The 19,702-nt window shown below is 40.4% G+C and carries 13 protein-coding genes and 1 tRNA gene; 6 read left to right on the forward strand and 8 right to left on the reverse strand.

Annotated elements, in window-relative coordinates:
• From M0R21_07520 to M0R21_07545, 6 genes are all read left to right on the forward strand, one after another.
• Positions 1-180: hypothetical protein (locus M0R21_07520; GenBank protein ID MCK9617672.1), on the forward strand; the 180-nt coding region annotated here is incomplete at its 5' end.
• 231 nt (positions 181-411) lie between these two features.
• Positions 412-4,932 carry a C25 family cysteine peptidase gene (locus tag M0R21_07525; GenBank protein MCK9617673.1) on the forward strand — a complete coding sequence of 1,507 codons (4,521 nt, stop codon included), beginning with the start codon at positions 412-414 and terminating at the stop codon, positions 4,930-4,932.
• Positions 4,933-5,192: 260 nt separating this feature from the next.
• Positions 5,193-5,264: transfer RNA gene (locus tag M0R21_07530), tRNA-Met, on the forward strand.
• Between the two features lie 52 nt (positions 5,265-5,316).
• A complete protein-coding gene (gene era / locus M0R21_07535; GenBank protein MCK9617674.1) occupies positions 5,317-6,195 on the forward strand; it encodes a GTPase Era in 879 nt (292 codons plus the stop codon).
• Between the two features lie 66 nt (positions 6,196-6,261).
• Entirely contained in the window at positions 6,262-7,566 is a 1,305-nt protein-coding gene (gene der / locus M0R21_07540; protein ID MCK9617675.1) for a ribosome biogenesis GTPase Der, read from the forward strand.
• An 86-nt stretch (positions 7,567-7,652) separates the two neighbouring features.
• Positions 7,653-8,033 carry an RNA-binding S4 domain-containing protein gene (locus M0R21_07545; GenBank protein MCK9617676.1) on the forward strand — a complete coding sequence of 127 codons (381 nt, stop codon included), beginning with the start codon at positions 7,653-7,655 and terminating at the stop codon, positions 8,031-8,033.
• Between the two features lie 29 nt (positions 8,034-8,062).
• On the opposite strand, the gene M0R21_07550 is transcribed toward M0R21_07545, so the two are convergent.
• The 8 genes from M0R21_07550 to infB all read right to left on the reverse strand — a co-directional run bounded on the left by M0R21_07550 (position 8,063) and on the right by infB (position 19,686).
• Positions 8,063-8,893 carry a hypothetical protein gene (locus M0R21_07550; protein ID MCK9617677.1) on the reverse strand — a complete coding sequence of 277 codons (831 nt, stop codon included), beginning with the start codon at positions 8,891-8,893 and terminating at the stop codon, positions 8,063-8,065.
• Between the two features lie 57 nt (positions 8,894-8,950).
• Positions 8,951-10,696 (reverse strand): amino acid permease, encoded by a 1,746-nt coding sequence (locus M0R21_07555; GenBank protein MCK9617678.1) that lies wholly within the window; start codon positions 10,694-10,696, stop codon positions 8,951-8,953.
• 304 nt (positions 10,697-11,000) lie between these two features.
• Entirely contained in the window at positions 11,001-11,675 is a 675-nt protein-coding gene (locus M0R21_07560; GenBank protein MCK9617679.1) for a DUF5916 domain-containing protein, read from the reverse strand.
• Positions 11,676-11,767: 92 nt separating this feature from the next.
• Positions 11,768-12,484 (reverse strand): hypothetical protein, encoded by a 717-nt coding sequence (locus M0R21_07565; protein ID MCK9617680.1) that lies wholly within the window; start codon positions 12,482-12,484, stop codon positions 11,768-11,770.
• A gap of 472 nt (positions 12,485-12,956) precedes the next feature.
• Positions 12,957-14,198 carry a peptidoglycan DD-metalloendopeptidase family protein gene (locus tag M0R21_07570; GenBank protein MCK9617681.1) on the reverse strand — a complete coding sequence of 414 codons (1,242 nt, stop codon included), beginning with the start codon at positions 14,196-14,198 and terminating at the stop codon, positions 12,957-12,959.
• Between the two features lie 73 nt (positions 14,199-14,271).
• A complete protein-coding gene (locus tag M0R21_07575) occupies positions 14,272-14,853 on the reverse strand; it encodes an indolepyruvate oxidoreductase subunit beta (GenBank protein MCK9617682.1) in 582 nt (193 codons plus the stop codon).
• Between the two features lie 111 nt (positions 14,854-14,964).
• A complete protein-coding gene (locus M0R21_07580) occupies positions 14,965-16,575 on the reverse strand; it encodes a thiamine pyrophosphate-dependent enzyme (GenBank protein ID MCK9617683.1) in 1,611 nt (536 codons plus the stop codon).
• Positions 16,576-16,707: 132 nt separating this feature from the next.
• Complete coding sequence (gene infB, locus M0R21_07585) at positions 16,708-19,686, reverse strand: translation initiation factor IF-2 (GenBank protein ID MCK9617684.1); 2,979 nt, start codon at positions 19,684-19,686, stop codon at positions 16,708-16,710.
• Between the last annotated feature and the right edge of the window lie 16 nt (positions 19,687-19,702).

Below are 19,702 nucleotides of genomic sequence, written 5' to 3' on the forward strand. Positions count from 1 at the left end.
GGCAGCTCACTCGAAACTAATTATGGCTATCTTACCAACCGTGGATTCAACGACTGCTATGTAAATTGCAGCGGAGAGCTGGATGTAAGAGTCGAAAACGTTGGGAATGTATATTACTCAGGAAATCCGCAGCCAGTAAAATATGTTCGTACCGGAAAAGGGAAATTAGTAAAACAATAAAGTACCTAACGTGAACTAAAGTCTGTCTATGGCAAGTAGGTTTGGAGTGTCGAATGTTTAGTTTATTTAGGCACTGATTCGTTAAATTATTTTTCTGAAAACAGTTTATTATTGTTAAAATTTACCATATTTCGTTAAAAAAGTTGCAAATATCCTTTTTATATATAGATTTGTAGCTCTTTATTTTAAAAAAATAAACAACTATTATTAATTATAACAATTTACTAATCAATGAAGAAACACTTACTTTTTACCGGAATCAAAGGTTTATTGATTCCGGCTATGGCATGTATTCTGTTACTTTCCTCTTCGGTTTTTGCAACTAATGTAAAACTGATTGCCAATGGCAAAACCAAACTGGAAGTAAAAGAAAATACCTACAACACACTGAAAGTGGAAAATTCTCTTTCCAGCATCAATTTTTTTGATGTAAAAACCGAAATGGGCAATTTTACCGAACTCTCAGCCGAAGGTTACACCTTCAGCATGGAAATTGGATGCCCCAAACTACCCGTGAACCATAAACTGATAGAAATTCCTTTCGGAGCTACGGCAGACGTAAAGGTACTCAGCTATGAGGTGAAGGACTACAATCTTTCCGATCTTGGAATAAAATTCAGGCTGATGCCATACCAGGGACCCGTGTCGAAAAACACTGCCGATGTTAAACCATTTCAGTATAATGCAGCAGCTTATAGCCGTAACGGCTTTGGCGACGCTCCACTTGCCACAGTTGACATCATCGGAACTTTACGCGGTACCCGCCTTGGCAGATTGAACATTGCCCCTGTGCAGTACAACCCGGCAACTAATACTCTTCGTGTTTACTATAACATTTCTGTTCAGGTAAATTTTGCCAATGCAAATATTTCCCAAACAAAGGAAATGAAAAAAATGAACAACAACTCTTACTTTAAAGCCATTGACAAACAATTGCTGAACAGTAAGGCTGATAAAACCCGCGACACCCTTACCAAATATCCAATAAAATATGTGATTGTATCTGCTCCTATGTTTCACGATGCTCTCCAGCCTTTTATCCAATGGAAAACGAAAAAGGGCTTTACAGTAATTGAAGCTTATACCAACGACCCGGCAGTAGGAACAACTACTACCTCCATTAAAAATTATTTACAAGGTTTGTACGAAAACAGCACTCCATCCGATCCTGCTCCTACCTTTGTGTTGTTTGTAGGTGATGTAGCTCAGGTCCCTGCTTTTTCCGGTGAAACCGACTCTCATGTAACCGACCTGTACTATTGCGAATATTCAGGAGATGTTTTACCTGAAATTTACTATGGAAGATTTTCTGCCACTACTGTTGACCAATTGCAACCACAGATTGACAAAACCCTCGAATACGAACAATACCTGATGCCCGACCCAAGCTATCTGAACGAATGCGTAATGATAGCTGGTGTAGATGGATCAGGGCATTCTCCTACCTATGCTAATGGACAGATTAACTATGGAACTACCTATTATTTTAATGAGGCTCATGGACTGGCACCTCACGCCTATCTGTTTCCTCAATCAGGAAGCAGTGCGGCACAAATTATCCAGAACGTAAGCGACGGCGTTTGCTATGCCAATTATACTGCACACGGAAGTCCAAGTGGCTGGGCAGATCCTGAATTTTCCATTTCCGACATTGCCACCCTGCAAAATAATCATAAATTTGGGTTAATGGTTGGCAACTGTTGCGAAACCAGCCCTTATGATGGCGATTGTTTTGCTGAAGAACTTCTCCGGGCAAACGGCAAAGGCGCCCTTGGCTATATCGGAGGATCCAACAGTACTTACTGGGACGAAGACTACTGGTGGGGTGTTGGACACAAAGATGTTGTAACAAATCCTGTTTATGATGCAAATCACCTTGGAGCTTACGACCGTACTTTCCACGATCAGGGCGAACCTGCTACCGAATTTTATACTACCCAGGATGAAATGATTTTTGCAGGAAATTTGGCTGTTACAGAATCAGGTTCTGACCTAGTCGAATACTACTGGGAAATCTACTGCCTGATGGGCGACCCCTCACTCTCAGTTTATTTTTCCCAACCCGATGCAATGAACATTACTTACCAGGGATTGATGCCATTGGCTTCCACTACCTTTACCGTAAATGCCGAACCTTATGCCTATGTTGCTATTTCTAAAGACGGAGTTCTTTATGGCACTGCTCAGGTTGGCGAAAGTGGAATCGTGGATGTACCCCTTACTCCCATTACAGTTCCCGGCACAGCCGACATAGTGGTAACCAAACAAAACCGTCAACCATTTATTGGGACTGTAACAGTTGCCTCACCCGACGGACCTTATGTATTGTACAATGAATATGCCATTGACGATGCCAGCGGAAACAACAATCAACTTGCCGACTATGGCGAAAACATCATGCTGAATTTGACTTTGGAAAACGTTGGTAACGGCAATGCTACAAACGTTTCTGCAACCCTTGCTTCCACCGATGAATATGTAACTATTACGGATGACAACGCAAACTGGGGCGATATTGCCAGCCAGCAAACCTCAACACAAAACGGAGCCTTTGCCGTTACTGTAAGCGAAAACTGCCCCGACCAGCATAATACCACATTTGACATTACCGTTACCGACGGTACCGAAAGCTGGGTTTCTCACTTCAGCATGAAACTGCATGCCCCTGTTCTAGGTGCAGGAAGTCTTGCCATTGCCGATCCTTCAGGAAATAATAACGGAAGATTAGACCCGGGTGAAACTGCCGATCTTTCCATGATAGTTGCCAATTCGGGAAGCAGCGACATCAGCAATTTAACCGCTACACTTACTTCCACAAGCAGTTACGTTACTGTTAACAATGGCACTTCAAATATTGCTTCCATACCACAGGGTGGAAATGCTACTCCGGTATTCAATGTTTCGGTAAATGCAGAAACACCAATCGGAACCGTAATTGATTTTTCACTTACAGTTACCAATGGAAACATTTCATACAATAAAACTTATTATACTCCAGCAGGCCTTATCCTTGAAGATTGGGAAAGCGGAGACTTCAGTAACTATCCATGGACATTCCTGGGAACTCCATGGACAGTAGCAAATACAGGTGCTTATGAAGGAAGTTATACCGCTGTTTCCGGTGATGTTGACGATAACGAAGGCTCTGAAATGATACTAAATTATACCGTAGCCGCCGACGACAGCATTTCATTTTATTACAAGGTATCTTCCGAACCTGATTATGATTATCTGCAATTCTATATTGATGATACACAAATTGCAGAATGGAGTGGTGAAGTTAGCTGGTCGAGAGCAATTTATCCTGTAACAGCAGGAGCACATACTTTCAAATGGTATTATTCAAAAGATGTTTCGCAAAGCAATGGCAGCGATTGCGGATGGGTAGATTATATCATCCTGCCTCCTCCTGTAAATACTGCCCCAACTGCTTATGCCGGTCAGGATGCTACAATATGCGAAGGCGAAACCTACCAGCTTAATGGTGCTGCTACCAATTTTGCTTCAGTTTTATGGACAACTTCAGGAAGCGGTAGTTTTGATGACTCTGGTATTTTAAATCCTGTTTATACTCCCAGCCAGGCTGATATTGATGCTGGTGGAATTGTTCTTACTCTTAGTGTAACAGGAAATGGAAAATCAAGCGCAACCGACAATCTAACGCTTACTATCAATAAAACTGCAACTGCCGGTGCAGGTACCGACATAACTATATGTTCAGGGAATACCGTGCTTATCAATGATGCGGTTGCCTCCAACTATTCTACCATCGAATGGACAACTTCCGGAACAGGTACATTTGATAATGCTACTATTCTGAATCCGACTTATACCCCAAGTGCAGAAGATATTACTGCCGGAACAGTAACACTTAATCTTACAGCAAACGGTTTTGGTGATTGCGGAAATGCCACTGATGATATGCTAATTACTATTAATCAGCTTCCTTCTGCTACTATAAATGGTAATGCCGATATTTGTACAGGTGAATCGGCTGAATTGCAGATAGCACTTACGGGTTCAGCTCCATGGTCGGTGATTACTTCCGATGATCAAACATTAATCATTACTGAATCTCCCTACACATGGACTGTTACACCTACTTCCAATACTTTGTTTTCACTTGTAAGTGTAAATGATAATTATTGCGAAGGAACAGTTTCGGGGGAAGCAACTGTAAATGTAAAATCAATACCCGAAGTTCCTGCTATGCCTGCTAATGCTGTATTAACTGATTCATTGGATTTGGTTTATAATACTACCCTCGATTATTCTATAAATGAAGTTACGGATGCCACAAGTTACGAATGGATGATTGAACCTGCCAGTGCAGGAACAATAACTCAACAGGATTTAACGGCTACTGTTACCTGGAACCAGGATTTCCGTGGAATATCAGCAGTAAGTGTTAAAGCCATAAACGATTGCGGCGAAAGTGCTTTTTCCGATGCCAAAGAAGTAAAAATCTATTCTACTACTGGTATTAATAATCCTTCTGCTATGATAGGTGTAAATATTTATCCGAATCCCAATAATGGTGAATTCAAATTAAATATCTATTCAAATGAATTACAAATTGCAGATATTCGACTTGTTAATACTTCCGGTAATATAGTATTTGAGCAAAAAAATGTTACAATCACCACAAACTTTTCACAACAATTAAATTTGAACAACCTGAAACAAGGTGTTTATTATTTAATGATTGAAAATTCTTCTATAAGAGCTGTGCGGAAAATGATTGTATATTAAAATATTGGTTTTCATCTTTAAACCCTCTGCACTTGCTACAGAGGGTTTTTTATTTCTATCAATTAAATAATTTTATCCGGGTTACCGGATTATTAGACATATCTTTTTTAAAAATATTTTTTTTCGTTATAAATAAAATACCTTTTCATTATAATTTATTTCTATTGAGAGAAATACATAATTTAAAGTAAAATTTGGAAAACCGGAAAAAAGCATTACTTTTGCGGGCTCAAACAGAAACAAGAATATAAAAGATATACTGCGGGGTGGAGCAGAGGCAGCTCGTTGGGCTCATAACCCAAAGGTCGTAGGTTCGAATCCTGCCCCCGCTACTAAAAAAGGCTACTGAGTTTCAGTAGCCTTTTATGCATTAATCTTCGCTCCATGAATCATAAAGCAGGTTTTATCAGCATTTTAGGCAGTCCAAACGTAGGGAAGTCAACCCTGATGAACGCTTTAGTAGGCGAAAAACTGTCTATCATCACCTCTAAAGCACAAACCACACGCCACCGGATTATGGGTATAGTAAATGGCGATGATTTTCAAATAGTGTATTCCGATACACCAGGCATTATCACTCCTCATTATCTTTTGCACAAAGCAATGATGAAATTCATTGACAAAGCAATGGAAGATTCCGACCTGTTTTTGCTGGTAACCGAAATGCACGAAGACTTTCCGCATCAGGACTTTCTCGAAAAACTAAAAAGCCTTAGCATTCCGGTGATAGTTCTGATAAACAAAATTGACCTTTCCGACCCTGCCGGGGTAGAAAAAAAGTTTACAGAATGGCATGAAAAACTTCCCCAAGCCGACATCATACCCGTTTCGGCTCTTTATAAAGCAAATCTGGAAAAAGTACTCGAAATAATCCTCGAAAAACTCCCTGAAAATCCACCTTTTTTTCCTAAAGATGAACTTACCGACCGCAGTATGCGCTTTTTCGTTTCGGAGATGATACGCGAAAAAATACTCCTGCTTTACAAAAAAGAGATACCCTATTGCACCGAAATAGCAATTGATTCATTTAAAGAAGAAGAAAAAATAACCCGGATTTCGGCTACCATTTTCGTAGCCCGTGATTCGCAAAAACCTATTTTGATAGGGCACCAGGGCAATGCCATCAAAAAATTGGGAACAGAAGCCCGTAAAGAAATTGAAGCCTTCCTCGAAAAACATATCTTTCTCGAACTAAGTGTGAAAGTAAATAAAGACTGGCGCGACAGCGAACGCGAACTGAAACGCTTCGGTTACGAAAGTTAGTATCTTTGTTTGTAAATACCCGTAAACAAATAAGTTTCCATTACAATAATTTGTGAAAATCAACACATGAGCAATATAGTAGCCATAGTAGGACGACCCAACGTTGGGAAATCCACCCTTTTTAATCGCCTTACGGGTAGCCGCGAAGCAATTGTTGACCCTACCAGTGGTGTAACACGCGACCGGCATTACGGAAAATCGGACTGGAATGGCATAGATTTTTCGGTGATAGATACCGGGGGATACATCACCGATTCCGACGATATCTTTGAAGAAGAAATCAGCAAACAAGTGCAGCTTGCCATAGATGAAGCCGACATCATTCTTTTCATGGTTGACGTAAGAGAAGGGCTCACCGCTATGGATGAAGATGTTGCCCACTTAATCCGTAAAAGCAAGAAAAAAGCCTTCCTCGTTGCCAACAAAGTTGATACTCCTGAACGTATCAACGACGCAGGCGAATTTTACCGGTTGGGTCTTGGAAATGTATTTTGTATATCTGCAGCCACTGGTAGTGGCACCGGCGATTTGCTTGACGAAGTGGTGAAAGAATTTTCAGCCCTTCCCCCCGGAGAAGAAACAAACCTGCCCCGTATTGCTTTTGTAGGAAAGCCCAACGTAGGCAAATCCTCCATGATAAATGCATTGCTGGGTAACGAACGCAACATTGTAACACCCATACCCGGAACAACCCGCGATGCTGTTTTTACACGCTACAATGGCTTTGGCTTCGACTTTATGATGGTAGATACCGCAGGGATACGCAAAAAAGGAAAAGTACACGAAAACATCGAATTTTATTCGGTGATGCGCTCGGTTCGTACTATCGAAAACAGCGACGTCTGCATTTTGATGACCGATGCCATTTCGGGTTTCGAGGCACAGGACCTCAATATTTTCAGCCTTATCCAGCGAAACCACAAGGGAGTGGTAATAGTAGTAAACAAATGGGATTTGATAGAAAAGGAAACCAACACTCACAAGTCATTCGAAGAATATATCCGCAGCCGGATAGCTCCCTTCAGCGATGTACCCATTGTTTTTACTTCCGTACTTAACAAACAGCGTATCCACAAAACGCTCGAAACGGCACTGAAAGTACATGAAAACCGCAGCAGGAAAATCAGCACTTCGCAGCTTAACGAATTACTGCTCCCGATAGTGCACGACACGCCCCCACCCATAAACAAGGGAAAAATGATTAAGGTAAAATACATTACTCAACTACCTACTTACTACCCTTCTTTCGTGTTTTTCTGCAACCTGCCGCAATACATCAAAGATCCCTATAAACGTTTTATCGAAAACCAGCTTCGCAAGCAGTTTGATTTTACAGGAGTGCCCCTGGAAATTTATTTCCGGAAAAAATAATTCTGATGCACGTTTTTTCAAAATGGACAATTTTTCACAGAAACCGGCAATGAAACACTATAATTAATAATACTTTTGCCCTGAAGATGGAAAACACTGTACGCATTGACAAATGGTTATGGGCTGTTCGGATTTACAAAACACGCAACCAGGCTACGGAAGCCTGCAAGGCAGGAAAAGTGAAATGGGAAGAACAAAACTGCAAACCTTCGCACGAAGTAAAACCTGGGGAAATATATACTGTACAAATTACTCCGCTAACAAAAACCATACGAGTGCTGGCATTGCTGACTAACAGAGTGGGTGCAAAATTAGTACCAGAATACCTGGAAGACCTTACACCCCAGGCAGAATACGACAAGCTGAAATTGCCTAAGGAAACATTTTTTGTCCTTCGCGACCCGCGAACTGGCAGGCCTACCAAAAAAGAAAGAAGGGATATTGAAAAGCTTTCTTCCGGGTTGTAAATAATGCTTCACCCCTAAACACATAGTTTTTATTTTTTACTTTCCGGATAAAAATCATACACATAAATGTAGTTACGCATATATTTACTGTCCTGCATGTCGTGTTCTTTAGAAGCAGATAAAAGATTTTTGCTCCCATAACTGAAAACGTCAGTCCACAACAGGTTTCCTAACCTTGCCAGGCTGACTTCGATAAGATTGTTTTGTGCATCAAAGAAGTAAACATAGGTATTTATCAACACCCAATCCTCTTCAAACCATTTAAACACCAGGCGTTTATTTATATTATTCATGACATCGTAACTATAATTGGTCATATTCTGCAGGCTGCTGTCGCCTGAATAAGAATAACTTTCAATCAGAAATCTCTTTTCGTTATATTTAAAGGAAGAAATCAGTGAAATACTTCCATCAGATGCAAACTGGACAGTTTTTTCTTTCAAACCCGTTTCGTCATATGAATACTCAGTGTAATAAGTTTCCGTGGTGTCGGCTAAGGCAAAAGTGGTGCGTTCGCTTGTTAGCCGCATCGTATTGTCGTAAATGAATTGAGTTTCCGATTCTGTATTTCCCTTGTCAGAATATATTGTTTTTTTGATAATATTTCCCTTAGCGTCGAAAAACCATTCCTTTGCCACATTTTTATCTGCACTGTTTATGGCTTTAACACTCCTGATATGATTTTTTAATATCTTGTTTCGTTCGGAAACCGGATTGAAACTGCTATCATCATAAGGGTTTACCTGCTGGGCATAGCCGTGCAATACCGGCAAAAATAAAATCATTGTTAAAACTATAAATAACCGCATCCTGTTCTCAATATAGAGAAAAGTGTTTGTCCGGGAGAAAATATTTTCCATGATACTGATTTTTCTATTGCAGAAATAACAAGAGTGCACACATAAAATAAATTACTATCAGGTATGTACCTCCCTGAGTTTGCTGTGTTTGTTTCCATAGGTAAAATACAAAACCAGTCCAATGGCAAGCCAAATCAGGAAACGCAGCCAATTGGTAATTCCAAGCTCCGACATCAGGTAAAGGTTAGTAAGTAAGCCCAGCATTGGAATCAGAGAAAAGGATTTTATCACAGCAAAAATGGTTAAAACAAGAGCAATACAAAAATACATTAAAGTTGGTATTTTATGTTTAATGCTGCTCCAGGTAAAAAATGTATCGCTTTGGTTTTGATTAAAGGCAAAATATTTTCGGATACCTTCTTCATTTACAGAAAACAAAATGACCATAGTGATAATCCACAACAATGGCAGCCAAAAGCGGCTGCTAATATAAGGAACATGAAAACTCCCTTTGTATTTATTGGAATGGTCAGGGCTATCCATTAGTAAAACTCCACCTGAAACCAAAACGAATGCGAACAAAGTTCCAATGCTGGTAAGGTCAGTAACTTCGGTAAGATTAAGAAAAAGAGAGGGAACGGCAACCAAAATTCCGGCAATCACGGTAGAAAAAGCAGGAGTTCGGAAACGCGGATGCAACCTCGAAAAACGTTTGGGGAGCAATCCGTCGCGACTCATGCTCATCCAAATCCTGGGTTGCCCCACCTGGAACACAAGTAACACGCTTGCCATTGCTATAATGGCACTTACAGCTATTACTCCCGAAAGTTTTGTAAGATGAAGTTTTGAGAAAGCATAAGCCAGAGGATCGCCAACACCCAGTTCGCTGTAATGCACCATGCCTGTAAGTACCAGGCTGATGAGTACATATAAAACAGTGGTGATGCCAAGTGAAAGTATCATTGCCTTAGGCAAATCCTTACGTGGATTTTTACATTCCTCGGCAGTGGTTGAGATGGCATCAAAGCCAATGTAAGCAAAGAAAACTCCGGCAACTCCTTTCAACACACCACCTATGCCGTTTGGGGCAAAAGGGCTCCAGTTTTCGGCTTTCACATAAAAACAACCCACACCGATAATCATTAGCAAAACGGCAAGTTTCAATGCTACCATTAGGTTGCTGGCAACCTTGGTTTCATAAATCCCGATGTAAACCAGGGTAGAAATACAAACCACGATAGAAAAAGCGGGTAGATCGGCAATGATGCGTATTCCACCAATTACCGGAGCTTCGGTCCAGGCATGCCATGCTTCCTGAAGTGCAAACGACAATTCGTTGAATGGTATTCCTTTTGACATTTCCTGCAGGGTTTGGTGATATCCTCTCGAGGCAGTAAGAAAATCAACTGTAAAATATTCAGGGATATGAATACCCAGTCCGCTGGTTAAACCGGTGAAATAGTCGGACCAGGAAATTGCAACGGCAATGTTTCCCACTGCATATTCCATTATTAAATCCCAGCCTATAATCCAGGCTATCAGCTCCCCGAAGCTAGCATAGGCATAGGTGTAAGCACTTCCGCTGATGGGAATCACCGACGAAAATTGCGCATAACACAATGCCGAAAAGCCACAGGCAATGGCAGTAAAAACAAAAAGCAGCGAAACTGCGGGTCCACCATGGGCTGCAGCAGTGCCGATGGTACTAAAAATTCCGGCTCCCACTACGGCAGCTATTCCCATCGCAGTAAGGTCCCTTACGTTAAGATTACGCCGCAAACCGGTATCCCTGCCTTTTTCTTCCTGTGCATCATGCAGGATACGGTCTATGGTTTTTCTGCGAAAAAGTTCTCTGGCAGACATGCACTGGTAATTTCGGCTAAAATATCATGTTTTTATTAATTTTAACCAACACACGGATTTTTATCCCGAAAATAATTCAGAAAACCTTCCTATCCATTAAAAAACCATTCCTGATAGGTACTCCTGCCAAAGGCTTATACCCTGAAACGGTAGGATAATTTAATAAGGAAGATATTGTAAGGATATATTCTGAAGACATCCTTCATATCGCTGTCGAAGGCAAAATTGCCATTACTCCATGAATCGCTGCGGTTTTGCGACCAAACCAGAAAGAGGGTTGAACCGGGAATGTATTCCCAACGGATTACGAGATTAGATAAAAAATCAAGAGCCTTGAAATCGGGTTTATCGAATGTATAGTCAGTGGTACGGTATTTTCAATTCTGCTATCCAGCCCAGACTGTCTACCGTAGTTTTTACATACCAGATGGGGTCGAAGGTCATATCTTTCTTCCTTACCATATTGAACATTGTCAATATATTGAATTTCTGATTTATTGATATTATACGAAGGAGAAAGGCTAAACCTGAGAGCATCCACAGGGCGATAACTGATGCCGATGCCGAAATCGTAATTATGAGTCCAGTCGTCGAAATCAAAGTAAGCAGAGTTATTAAAATCGAAGGTAAGTTTTTTACGACTATCGGTAGAAACCGACCACCAATAGTTCCATCCACCCGGTACATACATTGACGGTCCTCCCCTCAGGATGGAGTTATCACGGTTGTTCCCGTCAATATTTACACCCCCGTTTGCCCACCAATAATTGGTAAACTGAGAACCTAAATTAACATTTCCGCCATAATAGGTATTGTATCCGCCAAAATCCCAACCTGTCCATTGGTTAAAGTTAAGGTTTATCTGGCGGAAAATGCTGAAAGGAGTGTACTGAGTATGAAATATTGCCATCAGCAGAGAGATCATATTATGATCCTGAATCAGGCAAGTTTTATCTACATTATTATTACGTTGGAGCATCAGGAAACAGGGTAATGGACGAAGAATATACCCCGCTATAAATTTCTTTTTCCTTAATCATAAAAAAGCCGCTCTTTACCGGGCGGCTTTTTTTATTCTTCTGCCTTTGGCTTGTTTTCGCTTTTCCGCTTTACTTTTCTTCCATGATACAGAATGTAAATTTTTCGGTGTGCTTCATCTTCGGCAAATGCAAGCTTGGCAGCCCTGCATATAGGAGCTATGGTATCGTAAAGCGCATTAAGGGCAGCAACCCGGTGCTGTGTATCGCTTAGCCTGATTTTTTTCCCTTGTTCCTGCAGAGTGCTTTCACCGCTAAGGTTTTGATTTATCACTTCGAGATCCGTTATGAGTGTAGCTTTCATCCCTGCCTGCAACATTACCTCCCGGTATTTTTTTATGGTAAGAATAAGCTGCGTTAAAAAAGGCATCATCAGTAGCTGGCTGGCACGTACTTTCCCATAGTCCGAAGCCCCAAACTCATTCCATATGGCAGGTTGTCCGGGGAATGCTTTGGTAAAATAAAATTTTGCAGTGCCATACAGCCTTCGGGCTTCTGCCATCATGCTGTTAATATTGGTAGTCTTTAATTTGGTTTCACATACAACAATCTCATCTAATCCTTTTTCTTTTATATTTTTTATTTGTTCTTCGGCAAAAGTTAGATAATTTTCGTTGAGAGAAGGGTCTATATCCTTTATAGCATCTATATCCTCTTTAAATTTTGAAATAATAGAGTCGGCTTTAAATCTGAAGTGAATATCTTTTATGTTATATTTTCTATGAAGACGTTTTGTTTGTTTATTTTTCATGATTCATTGGTATTAAAAAGATTTTTATAGTTAAGAATTGTTTTTTTATATATAAAACAATAATAATCTGATATTGTTCAATAGATAATTAGATTTATATTAATAAATTAATAAATATATTAATAAATATTAAATATAAGATATTGATTATTATATAATAAAAAATAATCAATAGTCATTAATTAATATATTTATGCCAAGAATAAATATTTTGTAAATAGTTGTATAATGATCAATAAATATTGCCTTAAAAATAAAATATTATTTCAGATTATTAAAAATAGATGTCGAAATTATAAAATAATAAGACGTATGAATAGAAAAATTAATCAAATAGTATAAAAATACTATTGTATGATTAAAAATTAATAATATATGTGTGGAACAAATATTTGTAATGAACTAAATGATATTTGTAATGTCGGAAAATGAATGAATCTATCTTCGGTTTGTATTGGTATTATTCTTATGGTTATTTCATTATTTTAATACCATCCAATTGCAACTTCATTTTATCGCGCAACATTGTAAAACTGTCGAAGCATTCTTTTTTAACAGGTTTGCCCGGCGGAGAATCCATTTTTATAGGGTTAATAGCGCTTCCGCTTTTGTAAACCCTAAAATCGAGATGCGAACCTGTTGACAAACCCGAACTGCCGACATAGCCAATCACCTGCCCCTGCGATATATGTGTGCCGCGACTTATTCCGGCTGCAAACTTCGACAAATGCATGTAAGAGGTGGTGTAAACGGCATTATGACGTATTTTAATGAGCCGGCCAGCACCGCCTGCAAAACCGGCACTTACAACGGTTCCACTGCCTATACTGTAAACGGGTGTGCCTCTCGGGGCAGCATAATCCACGCCAAGATGCGGGCGGTATATTTTAAGAATAGGATGTCTGCGACTGTAAGAAAAACCGGAACTTATACGCGAAAATTTCAACGGGGCTTTCAGGAATGCACGCTTCATGCTGTTGCCTTTTTCGTCGAAATAATCTCCTTTATCATCCTGCTGGAAATAGAATGCATAATAGGGTTTCCCGTTGTGTAGAAACCATGCTGAAAGTATTTTATCAACTCCTATAGTTTCCTTGTCAACAGACAGTTCTTCGTAAACCACTTTAAACTGGTCGCCTTCCTGTATGCCGTAAAAGTCAATAGTCCATGCAAACACTTCGGAGAGGTTAACTATCAGTCCGGGGTCGGCTCCGGCACTGCTCATTGCATTCCATAGCGAGGAAGTAATGGTTCCGGATATTTTTTTACAATGTTTTTCTACGTTGCGTTCAACAAAATGAAAATGCATCGAATCGCGGAAATCGTAAGCAAGGTATGAAGTATCAGAATTTTCATAAATAAAATAATGTACTTTTTTCAGGCTGTCTTTGCTTGTAAATATAGTATAAGGTTTGCCGGCTCTTAGTTTCCGGAAATCAAAAACGGTGTCTGATTTTTTCAGGATTTCGTTGATGGTACTCCCATCAACGCCATATTTGCCAAGCAACTGCGAAAGATTCTCACCGCTTTTAACCACATCTTTTACCACTATAAGCGAGTCAACCACTATTCCGTATTCGGTTTTTTCGGCTACAATAATTTTTTCTTCTTCAAGGGTTTTTACAGGAATAAAAAAGAAATCAATGATTATGTATGCTATACCTGATATTACAAAAAGAATAAAAATATTGGTTAAACGACGTTTCCACTTCATTTGCAGGTAATTTTAATAAATAATGAAAAGAATTAGCGTAATTATTCCGCTATAAAAAAGAGGGTTGATAAAATTAGGAGTTTTCCAATGCAAATTTTCTTCCTGCAATAAATGCGTCGAGGTTGAGTTGTACCATTTCTTCTCCTTTTTTCCCAAAAATTGTCCGAATGGCATTCTCTATCCTTTCAACCGGTATTTCGAGGAATGGCGACGCAGCACCCAAAATAACAATATTTGCTGCTTTTACCGAACCGATTTGTGTAGCAACGGCATCAGCATCTAAAGCAATGTGCCTTGGAAAAGATTTTATTTCCTGGATAATTTTATCCATTTCGGGATAGTTGGGAATGTTTACAAAGGGTTGAGTATTCGTAATCAGCCAACCCTGTGAGCAAAGCATTGGTACATACCGCAGCGATTCCATGGGCTCCACTGAGATTATCATATCGGCTTTTCCGCAGGGAATAAGGTCAGAAGCTATTTCTTTATCCGAAAGCCTTAGGTTCGACTGTACATCGCCGCCGCGCTGGCTCATACCGTGCACTTCTGCCTGTTTAAGGTACAAGCCCGATTCAAGGGCTGCATATCCTATTACTGCTGCAATGGAAAGTATCCCCTGACCGCCTACACCGGCAAGAATTATATCTTTTTTCATTCGTTATTATTTATTTGTTATTAGTCTTATTTTTCTCTAACCCCTTCTATTCTCCGGCAAACATCTGGTCTCTTTGGCTTGCTCCGCACATCTCTGTATCAGGAGGGTAAACTATTTCTTTTCCTTGAATTTGTCACGCATACGTTTGTTAAGCGTTTGGATACATTCTCGACGGGGAATAACCACCGAAATACCTTTGTAAGCCAGTTCTTCCCTGAAAATAGCGGTATTTTCATCATGCTTGTTATGCAAAGGCTTTAGTACCCTGATGTGTTCGGGCTCGACGCCTACTCCTTTGCAGATGTCTTCAACTTTACCGAGTGCAGCCGAAGGCTGCCCCCCAGTCATTGCTGTAGTTGAATTATCAAGAATTACTATAGTAATAGGGCTTTTCTGGTTAACAGCATCAAGCAGCCCGGTAATTCCGGAATGTGTGAAGGTAGAATCGCCAATAACCGCAACGGCAGGAAACAAGCCGGCATCGGCAGCACCTTTTGCCATTGTGATGGAAGCACCCATGTCAACACAACTGTTTACGGCTTCCAGAGGAGGAAGTGCCGCCAGGGTATAACAACCAATATCGCTGAAAATATTGCCTTTGGTTTCATATTCACCTAATGCGGTTTTTAAAGCCTGGAAAGAATCGGTATGCGGGCATCCTTTGCACAATGAAGGGGGACGTGCTACAACTAATCCGGAAACCTTTATTTCAGGAGTATCTTCCATTCCAAGAGTTTTTGCAACAAGGTTGGGATTCAATTCACCATCAAGTGGCAGAGTTCCATCAAGCCTTCCTTTTATTATTTTTCCCCAGCCTAAATAGCCTTTTAATGCTTCTTCAACAACAGGATACCCCTCTTCAAGAATAAGCAGGCTTTCGCATTCGGAAGCTATTTTTTCCACCAATTTCCGGGGCAGAGGATATTGATCAATCTTAAGCACAGGATACGGAACTTTCCGCCCGGGATAGTTTTCCATCAGATAATTGTAGGCAATCCCACAACTGATAATACCCATAGTTTTGTCGTCCCCATCAATGTAAGTATTGAATCCTGAGGTTTCCGATGCCTTTTCGAAGGCTTGCTGTTGTTGCAGCAATACTTTGTATTGTTTGCGGGCGATGGCAGGCAGCAACACAAACTGGCGGAGGTTTTTGGGTAACGAAAGCAGGTTTTGGCTCTTCTCTTTTTTGCGAACTACGCCCGAACGGGAATGTGCCATACGGGTAGTTATCCTGAACATTACCGGAATTTTAAATTGTTCTGAAAGGTCGAAACCATAGTGTACCATGTCGTAGGCTTCCTGCTGGTTGGAGGGTTCCAGCACGGGAATCATGGCAAATTTCCCGTAAAAACGTGAATCCTGCTCATTTTGCGATGAATGCATTGAAGGGTCGTCGGCAGAAACTATAATGAGACCTCCGTTAGCGCCGGTTATAGCTGAATTAATAAACGGATCGGCAGCAACATTTAAACCTACATGTTTCATGCAAACCATAGCCCTTTTTCCGGCATAGCTCATGCCAAGAGCTGCTTCCATGGCTGTTTTTTCGTTTACAGCCCATGTATAATGGATATTTAATTCCCGTGCCTGTTTTGAATGAGAAACATATTCGGTAATTTCTGTTGAAGGAGTTCCGGGGTAGGCATAAATACCTGACATTCCCGCATCAATAGCTCCCTGGGCAATGGCTTCGTCGCCAAGCAACATGAGTTTTTGCATCTTATATTTTGATTTTATGTAAGTTAAAAAATAAAAAAAGTGGGTCGTATGACCCACAAAGCTATAAAAATATTTTTGAATTAAAAGAAAGGGAAGTGAATAAAACTATGGAAACCTGTTTTGTGAATGCATTTATAGTTTCCTCTTAGTTTCTATTTCTTCGTATCCTTCTACGATGTCGCCAACTCTGATATCATTGAAGTTGTTAATGCTCAGCCCACACTCCTGGCCAACAACGGCTTCTTTTACATCGTCTTTAAATCGTTTCAATGAGCTCAGCAGTCCCGAAAGAGTAACAATACCATCGCGTATCAGTCGTATTTTGGTATTACGGGTTATTTTTCCGTCTAACACCATACATCCGGCAACTGTACCCACTTTTGTAATTTTGAATACTTCACGTACTTCCACATTGCAGGTAATTTTTTCTTCAATTTCGGGAGAAAGCATACCTTCAATGGCATCTTTAATTTCGTTGATCGCATTGTAAATAATAGAATACAAACGAATATCAATTTGTTCCTGTTCTGCCAGTTTGCGTGCATTTACCGAAGGACGAACCTGGAATGCAACGATAATAGCATTGGAAGCAGAAGCGAGTAGGACATCTGATTCGGTTACTGCTCCTACAGATTTGTGGATAATATTTACCTGTACCTGGGGGTTTGAAAGCTTAAGTAAGGAGTCGGATAAGGCTTCAATCGAACCATCCACATCACCTTTTACAATAATATTCAGTTCTTTAAAATCTCCAATGGCAATACGGCGGCCAATTTCGTCTAAGGTTATATGTTTTTGTGTTCGTAAACCCTGTTCACGTTGCAATTGTTGACGTTTCACTGCAATATTTTTTGCTTCGCGTTCGTCAGTCATCACGTTGAAGGTATCTCCGGCTTGGGGAGCGCCGTTCAAACCAAGCAGCAGTAAAGGTGTAGCAGGACCGGCAACTTTTATTTGCTGATTACGTTCGTTAAACATCGCTTTTACTTTCCCCATGGTGGATCCAGCCAAAACAAAATCCCCTACTTTAAGGCTGCCGTTTTGTACAAGAATCTTCGCCACGTAGCCTTTTCCTTTGTCGAGTGAAGATTCGATAACGGTTCCAAAAGCAGGGCGTTTACTATTGGCTCTCAGGTCAAGCATTTCTGCTTCGAGGAGCACTTTTTCCAATAAAAGGTCAACGTTTATTCCTTTTTTTGCCGAAATTTCCTGACTTTGGTATTTTCCACCCCAGTCTTCTACCAGAATATTGATTTTTGAAAGTTCTTCCTTAATTTTTTCAGGATTGGCATTGGGTTTATCTATTTTATTGATAGCAAATACTATGGGAACGCCTGCGGCATGTGCATGGTTGATGGCTTCTACGGTTTGCGGCATCACGGTATCATCGGCAGCAACCACAATGATTGCCACATCAGTTATTTTTGCACCACGTGCACGCATGGCGGTAAAAGCTTCGTGTCCGGGGGTATCGAGGAAAGTGATTTTTTTTCCATTGCTAAGTTTCACCTCGTAAGCTCCGATATGTTGTGTAATTCCACCGGCTTCGCCGGCAATGACGTTTGCATTTCGGATGTAGTCAAGCAATGATGTTTTACCATGGTCAACATGCCCCATAACGGTAGCAATCGGGGCTCTTGGGGATAAGTCTTCCGGGCTGTCTGGCTCTTCTACTTCCCTGATAGCCTCCTGCACTTCAACACTTACGAACTCAACTTTATATCCGAACTCGTCAGCAACGAGAACCAGTGTTTCGGCATCAAGGCGTTGATTGATGGAAACAAACATATCGAGAGACATAAATGTTGAAATAACTTGGTTTACAGAAACATTCATCATTGTTGCCAGTTCGTTTGCAGTAACAAACTCTGTAACTTTCAAAATATTTTTGTCTTCTTCGTGCTTAATTTGTTCTTCAAGCATCTGCTGACTGATATGCGCTCTTTTTTCACGGCGGTATTTGGAAGTTTTGGATTTACCTGTTCCGCTTAGTCTTTGCAGTGTTTCTTTTATCTGGCGTTGAATTTCCTCATCGGAAATTTCCGGTTTAATAATGTCGCGTTTTCCTTTTTTATCTCTGACTTTTCCTTTTCCCTTGTCGGGTTTTGCAGTTTCTGGTGGAGGAGAAACAACAGCTTCTCCTTGTTTTTTAATGCGTTTCCTTTTTTTCTTTTTAGATTTGAGGATTTCGTCAGAAGAGGAAGCAACCGGTTTTTTGGGTTCGGGTTTTTTAGGTTCGGGAAGTTTCATAGAACCCAGAATAGTGGGTCCTTCCAATTTACGAACTTCTGTTTTTATAAAATTATAAGGTTTTCCTTCGGGTATTTCTGCATCAGGAACGTCTGTTTCTTTTTCGGGAATTTTAATTTCGATGGGCGTTTCTTCCTGAGCAACAACTTCTTCCAAAACTTCAGCCGGTGGCATGATAGCAGGAGTGTCTTCTGGCAATGGGGTATCGCCTTTTTGTTTTTTCTCTTTTTGAGGTTCTGGCTTCTTTTTCTTTGTTTCTTTTGTTTTGGCTTTGGGCTTCTTTTCAAAAGATTCAATATCAATTTTCCCCAAAATTTTTATCTGGGAATCTCTAACTACCTCTATGGCAGGTTCTTCCTTGACTGTCTCCTGCTTTAATGGCTGGGGCTCCGGTGGAGTTTCTGCAACAGGCTCAGCAATTATTTCGGTAATTGTAGTTTTAGGAGGTTCTTCTGTTTTTTCGTCCAGGACTAAGGCTTGTGATTTTTCGGGTAAAGGAACAACGCTAACTTCAGGGGCAGGTTTTTCCGGCTTCTTTACCTCGCGTTGTTTGTCAGCTTGTTCAAAAATGGAAGTACGAACAGTAATTTCTTCTGTTTCCTTTTCCCATTCATATTCATCGCTATAACGACTTTTTTTGTCATCGAGTGAAAGTGTTTCGTGGTGTGCACCTATTTCAATTTTTTTGGCAAGTTCTTTTTCTGATTTATCTTTCTGGTATTCTTTTGCCAGAAGGTCATACATCTCGGGGGTAATCTTGGTATTTGGGTTATGATCAAGTTTAAAACCCTTTTTGCCAAGGAATTCAAGTATGGTAGGTAGCCCCACGTTAAATTCTTTTGCCGCCTTTGATAATCTCATTATTTTACTGACTTCT

The organism is Lentimicrobiaceae bacterium (genome assembly GCA_023227965.1).
Lineage (GTDB): Bacteria > Bacteroidota > Bacteroidia > Bacteroidales > JALOCA01 > JALOCA01.